The 5468-nt window shown below is 42.2% G+C and carries 12 protein-coding genes; all 12 read left to right on the plus strand.

Features of this window, described 5'->3' with window-relative positions; all coding sequences use genetic code 11:
* A partial coding sequence (gene rplN, locus AB685_RS25660) for a 50S ribosomal protein L14 (protein WP_047973426.1) occupies positions 1-241 on the plus strand: 241 nt, incomplete at its 5' end.
* A gap of 47 nt (positions 242-288) precedes the next feature.
* Entirely contained in the window at positions 289-600 is a 312-nt protein-coding gene (gene rplX, locus AB685_RS25665; protein ID WP_047973435.1) for a 50S ribosomal protein L24, read from the plus strand.
* 26 nt (positions 601-626) lie between these two features.
* Positions 627-1166 (plus strand): 50S ribosomal protein L5, encoded by a 540-nt coding sequence (gene rplE, locus AB685_RS25670; protein ID WP_047973427.1) that lies wholly within the window; start codon positions 627-629, stop codon positions 1164-1166.
* Positions 1167-1196: 30 nt separating this feature from the next.
* Entirely contained in the window at positions 1197-1382 is a 186-nt protein-coding gene (locus AB685_RS25675) for a type Z 30S ribosomal protein S14 (RefSeq protein ID WP_012957149.1), read from the plus strand.
* 28 nt (positions 1383-1410) lie between these two features.
* Positions 1411-1809 carry a 30S ribosomal protein S8 gene (rpsH, locus tag AB685_RS25680; RefSeq protein WP_047973428.1) on the plus strand — a complete coding sequence of 133 codons (399 nt, stop codon included), beginning with the start codon at positions 1411-1413 and terminating at the stop codon, positions 1807-1809.
* Positions 1810-1842: 33 nt separating this feature from the next.
* Positions 1843-2379, plus strand: coding sequence for a 50S ribosomal protein L6 (rplF, locus tag AB685_RS25685; RefSeq protein ID WP_047973429.1), 537 nt, complete (start codon positions 1843-1845; stop codon positions 2377-2379).
* A 27-nt stretch (positions 2380-2406) separates the two neighbouring features.
* Positions 2407-2769, plus strand: coding sequence for a 50S ribosomal protein L18 (gene rplR, locus AB685_RS25690; protein ID WP_047973430.1), 363 nt, complete (start codon positions 2407-2409; stop codon positions 2767-2769).
* Positions 2770-2790: 21 nt separating this feature from the next.
* Positions 2791-3291: a 30S ribosomal protein S5 gene (gene rpsE / locus AB685_RS25695; RefSeq protein ID WP_047973431.1), complete on the plus strand. Its 501-nt coding sequence runs from the start codon at positions 2791-2793 to the stop codon at positions 3289-3291.
* 13 nt (positions 3292-3304) lie between these two features.
* Positions 3305-3493: a 50S ribosomal protein L30 gene (rpmD, locus tag AB685_RS25700; protein WP_012957154.1), complete on the plus strand. Its 189-nt coding sequence runs from the start codon at positions 3305-3307 to the stop codon at positions 3491-3493.
* A 31-nt stretch (positions 3494-3524) separates the two neighbouring features.
* Positions 3525-3965, plus strand: coding sequence for a 50S ribosomal protein L15 (rplO, locus tag AB685_RS25705; RefSeq protein WP_047973432.1), 441 nt, complete (start codon positions 3525-3527; stop codon positions 3963-3965).
* Positions 3965-5257: a preprotein translocase subunit SecY gene (secY, locus tag AB685_RS25710; RefSeq protein WP_047973433.1), complete on the plus strand. Its 1293-nt coding sequence runs from the start codon at positions 3965-3967 to the stop codon at positions 5255-5257. The genes rplO and secY overlap by 1 nt, the downstream gene beginning before the upstream one ends.
* A 75-nt stretch (positions 5258-5332) precedes the next feature.
* Positions 5333-5468 (plus strand): nucleoside monophosphate kinase (locus tag AB685_RS25715; protein WP_157860757.1); only part of this gene is annotated, 136 nt, incomplete at its 3' end.

Below are 5468 nucleotides of genomic sequence, written 5' to 3' on the forward strand. Positions count from 1 at the left end.
GAAACAAGCAACACCAGGTGGCGTTGTCAAGAAAGGTGAAGTTGTGAGAGCAGTAATCGTTCGTTCTAAGAGCGGTGTACGTCGTAACGATGGTTCATACATCAAATTTGATGAGAACGCAGCAGTTATCGTACGTGACGATAAGAGCCCACGCGGAACTCGTATTTTCGGACCAGTAGCACGTGAACTTCGTGACAACCAATTCATGAAGATTGTGTCTCTTGCTCCAGAAGTTCTTTAATAGATATTAACGGAAGGCCCTGTCAAGGAGGTGCGAACATGGCGAAGATGCATGTCAAAAAAGGTGACACAGTTAAGGTCATCTCTGGTAAAGACAAAGGGAAACAAGGTGTAATCTTAGAAGCTTTTCCTAAGAAGAATCGTGTTCTTGTAGAGGGTATTAACATTGTGAAGAAACACGCAAAGCCATCTCAAGATAACCCACAAGGTGGTATCTTGAATCAAGAAGCGCCAATTCATTCTTCAAACGTTATGCCTGTAGATCCTAAGTCTGGTGAACCTACTCGTGTAGGTCACAAAATTGAAAATGGCAAGAATGTACGTATTGCTAAGAAGTCTGGCGAATTATTAGATAAGTAGTCAGAGTGTGAAAGGAGGTCAATCGTATGAATCGTTTAAAAGAGAAGTATTCAACTGAAATCGTTCCTTCTCTAGTAGAGAAGTTCAACTACTCATCTGTTATGGCGGTACCAAAGCTTGAGAAAATCGTTGTTAACATGGGTGTTGGTGATGCTGTTTCTAACGCTAAAGCATTAGATAAAGCTGTAGAAGAATTAGCTGAGATTACTGGTCAAAAGCCTTTAATTACAAAAGCAAAAAAATCAATCGCAGGTTTCAAGCTTCGTGAAGGTATGCCAATCGGTGCGAAAGTAACTCTTCGTGGCGAGCGTATGTACCAGTTCCTTGAAAAGTTAGTTTCTGTTTCATTACCTCGTGTACGTGACTTCCGTGGTGTTTCTAAGAAAGCATTCGATGGTCGCGGTAACTACACTCTAGGTGTGAAAGAGCAATTAATCTTCCCTGAAATTGATTACGATAAAGTGGATAAAGTTCGCGGTATGGACGTTGTTATCGTAACAACTGCGAATACGGACGAAGAAGCTCGTGAACTATTAACACAAATGGGAATGCCATTCCAAAAATAATCAAAGTCGTTTCAAAGAGGAGGGAAAACTTTGGCAAAGAAATCAATGATTGCAAAGCAAAAACGTACACAAAAGTACAAAGTACAAGAGTACACTCGCTGTGAACGTTGCGGTCGTCCTCATTCAGTATTGCGTAAGTTTAAACTTTGCCGGATTTGCTTCAGAGAGCTTGCTCACAAAGGGCAAATTCCTGGCGTGAAGAAAGCTAGTTGGTAAGCTAAGAACGGGAAGGAGGTAAAAAACTATGGTCATGACAGATCCAATTGCAGATATGTTGACTCGAATTCGTAATGCGAACACAGTTCGTCACGAGAAGCTTGAATTACCTGCTTCAAAGGTAAAGAAAGAGATCGCTGATATTCTTAAGCGTGAAGGCTTTATCCGTGACTATGAATATATCGAAGACAGTAAGCAAGGTGTGATCCGCATCTTCTTAAAATATGGTGCTACAAACGAGCGTGTAATTACTGGTCTTAAGCGCATTAGTAAGCCTGGACTTCGCGTATATGCGAAAGCTGGTGAACTTCCACGCGTATTAGGCGGTTTAGGAATCGCGTTAGTTTCAACATCAAATGGTGTAATGACAGACAAGGAAGCTCGTCAACAACAAGTGGGCGGAGAAGTATTAGCATACGTTTGGTAATACATTCCTTGAAATGAATGGAGGTGTACAAGAATGTCTCGTATTGGTAATAAACCAGTAGAGGTTCCAGCTGATGTAACAATCACAGTTGACGGAACACTATTTACGGTTAAAGGTCCTAAAGGTGAGCTTAAGCGTAACCTTCACCAGGACATGAAAATCAATGTAGAAGAGAACCAAGTTACAGTTGAGCGCCCTTCTGATAACAAGGAGCATAAAGCTCTTCACGGAACTACTCGCAGCTTGATCAACAACATGGTTGAGGGCGTAACGAAAGGTTACGAGCGTACGCTTGAACTTATCGGGGTAGGTTATCGTGCAACGAAGTCAGGATCTAAGCTTGTACTTAACGTTGGTTACTCTCACCCAGTTGAAATCACTCCTGAAGCAGGTATTGAAATTGAAGTTCCTGCTAACACGAAAGTTATCGTTAGAGGTATCGATAAAGAGCGTGTTGGAGCAGTAGCATCTAATATTCGTTCAGTACGTCTTCCTGAGCCTTACAAAGGTAAAGGTATTCGTTATGAAGGCGAGTATGTGCGTCGTAAAGAAGGTAAGACTGGTAAATAATTAATATACGGAAAGGAATGACGTTCTATGATTACGAAGCCTAGCAAAAACTTGGGCCGTAAGAAAAGACACGCTCACGTACGTCGTGCGATCACAGGAACTCCTGAACGTCCACGTCTTAATGTTTTCCGTTCATCAAAACACATTTACGCACAGCTTATCGATGACGTAAATGGTGTAACTCTTGCTTCAGCATCTAGTTTAGATAAAGAACTAAAGCTTGAGAACGGTGGCAATAAAGAAGCAGCTAAAGCAGTAGGTGAGCTTGTTGCTAAACGTGCGGTAGAAAACGGTCATAAAGTAGTAGTGTTTGATCGCGGTGGTTATGTATACCACGGTCGTGTACAAACATTAGCAGATGCAGCTCGTGAAGCTGGATTGCAATTCTAAAGAACAAAGGAGGGAAAACGAATGCGTCGTATTGACCCTAATACGTTGGAACTTGAAGAGAAAGTAGTAGCTGTCAATCGTGTTGCGAAAGTAGTTAAAGGTGGACGTCGTTTCCGCTTCGCTGCATTGGTTGTAGTAGGCGATAAGAACGGCCATGTCGGTTTCGGTATGGGTAAAGCTCAGGAAGTTCCTGAGGCAATCCGTAAAGCGGTAGAAGATGCTAAGAAAAACCTCATTGAAGTGCCAGTTGTTGGTACTACAATTCCACATGAAATCATTGGTCACTTTGGAGCAGGTCGCGTTTTACTTAAGCCAGCTTCAGAAGGTACTGGTGTAATCGCTGGTGGTCCTGTACGTGCGGTATTAGAACTTTCTGGTGTAGGTGACATCTTGTCAAAATCACTAGGTTCTAACAACCCAATCAACATGGTTCGTGCTACTATGCAAGGACTTAAAGAACTGAAGCGTGCTGAGGAAGTTGCAAAACTTCGCGGTAAATCAGTGGAAGAACTGTTAGGATAAGGAGGGAACGTAAATGGCTAAGAAATTAGAAATTACCCTCACTCGTAGTCTTATCGGTCGTCCGGAAGACCAACGCGTTACAGTGAACACACTTGGATTACGCAAAATGCACCAAACTGTTGTTCAAGAAGATAACGCTGCGATTCGCGGTATGGTAAACAAGGTATCTCACCTTTTAACAGTAAAAGAAATCGAAGCTTAATAGCTTAATTTATACATGAGGAGGTGTCGACATGAAACTTCATGAGTTGAAGCCCGCAGAAGGATCACGTAAAGTACGTAACCGCGTAGGACGTGGTATCGGTTCTGGTAACGGTAAGACATCAGGTAGAGGGCACAAAGGTCAAAACTCACGTTCTGGCGGTGGTGTTCGTCCTGGTTTCGAGGGTGGTCAAAACCCATTATATCGTCGTTTACCAAAACGTGGCTTTACTAACCCGACTCGTAAGGAGTTTACAGTGATTAACCTTGAGACGCTCAACCGTTTTGATGCAGGTACTGAGGTTACACCAGAACTACTTATCGAATCAGGTACAGTAAAGAACGTTAAGATCGGAATTAAGATCCTTGGAAACGGAAAGCTTGAAAAGAACTTAACAGTAAAAGCACATAAGTTTTCTGCATCTGCAGTGGAAGCAATCGAAGCTGCTGGCGGAAAAACTGAGGTGATTTAATGTTCGGGACGATCTCCAACATTATTCGAGTGGGTGACATACGACGTAAGGTTGTTTTCACCCTTCTCATGCTCGTTGTCTTTCGGATCGGTAGCTTTATCCCTGTACCAGGGGCAAACAGTGATGTTCTGAACTTCCACGACCAATTAAATGCCTTTGGGTTTTTAAACACATTTGGTGGTGGAGCACTTGGTAACTTTTCTATCTTCGCGATGGGTATTATGCCGTACATTACTGCATCGATTGTTGTTCAATTGTTGCAAATGGACGTTGTACCTAAGTTTGCTGAGTGGGCCAAAGAGGGAGAAGCTGGACGACGTAAGTTGGCTCAGTTCACCCGATATGGAACGATCGTTTTAGGTTTTATACAAGCTATTGGGATGTCTGTTGGATTTAATTCCTTCTTTCCAGGGTTAATTCCTAACCCAAGCATCCCTACTTATTTGTTTATTGCACTTGTTCTTACAGCGGGAACAGCATTTCTTATGTGGCTTGGTGAACAGATTACTGCTAAAGGTGTTGGTAATGGTATTTCAATCATTATCTTTGCAGGTATCGCAGCTGGTATTCCTAATGGACTTAACCAACTGTATGCAACGCAAATTCAAGATGCTGGTGATCAGTTATTCTTGAGCATCGTATCATTATTACTATTAGCTTTAKCTGTACTAGCTATTATTGTTGGTGTCATTTTTGTTCAACAAGCATTACGCAAGATTCCTGTTCAATACGCAAAACGCTTAGTTGGTCGTAATCCTGTAGGTGGTCAATCTACACATCTACCATTGAAAGTGAACGGCGCCGGGGTAATTCCGGTTATCTTCGCACTATCACTATTCATCTTCCCGCCAACGGTTGCTGGGTTCTTCGGAACTGATAATGCAATTGCGGCATGGGTGGTTCAAGTATTTGATTATACTCAGCCAATTGGTATGGTTGTATATGCATTACTAATTATCGGGTTTACGTACTTCTATACATTTATCCAGGTCAATCCTGAAAAAATGGCCGAAAACCTTAAAAAACAAGGTGGCTATATTCCAGGAATTCGTCCCGGTAAAACAACTCAAGTGTACTTAACACGCATTTTATACCGTTTAACGTTTGTTGGAGCATTGTTCCTAGCAACTGTAGCAATTATCCCGGTTTTCTTCACACGATTAATGGGTTTGCCAGCGGCGATTCAGATCGGTGGTACTGGATTATTAATCGTAGTTGGTGTAGCATTAGACACGATGAAACAGATCGAAGGACAGCTTATTAAACGTTCTTATAAAGGCTTTATTAAGTAACAAGGGGAGCAGGGGRGGAAGCATTCTTCCCGTTCGCCTTCTGTTGTTAAATCGGAGCGATGGAGGGGATTAGTGTTGAATCTAATATTAATGGGTTTACCAGGAGCCGGTAAAGGTACACAAGCAGAGCGCATTGTTGAGAAGTATGACATTCCTCATATTTCTACAGGTGATATGTTTMGTGCTGCCATTAAAGGCGAAACAGAGTTAG

This window comes from Bacillus sp. LL01 (assembly GCF_001037965.1).

Bases quoted from the DNA above. Each gene is read 5' to 3' on its own strand.
- rpmD (WP_012957154.1), top strand. From the start codon at position 3,305: ATGGCTAAGAAATTAGAAATTACCCTCACTCGTAGTCTTATCGGTCGT.
- rplR (WP_047973430.1), top strand. From the start codon at position 2,407: ATGATTACGAAGCCTAGCAAAAACTTGGGCCGTAAGAAAAGACACGCT.
- rplO (WP_047973432.1), top strand. From the start codon at position 3,525: ATGAAACTTCATGAGTTGAAGCCCGCAGAAGGATCACGTAAAGTACGT.
- rpsH (WP_047973428.1), top strand. From the start codon at position 1,411: ATGGTCATGACAGATCCAATTGCAGATATGTTGACTCGAATTCGTAAT.
- rpsE (WP_047973431.1), top strand. From the start codon at position 2,791: ATGCGTCGTATTGACCCTAATACGTTGGAACTTGAAGAGAAAGTAGTA.
- rplX (WP_047973435.1), top strand. From the start codon at position 289: ATGCATGTCAAAAAAGGTGACACAGTTAAGGTCATCTCTGGTAAAGAC.
- rplF (WP_047973429.1), top strand. From the start codon at position 1,843: ATGTCTCGTATTGGTAATAAACCAGTAGAGGTTCCAGCTGATGTAACA.
- rplE (WP_047973427.1), top strand. From the start codon at position 627: ATGAATCGTTTAAAAGAGAAGTATTCAACTGAAATCGTTCCTTCTCTA.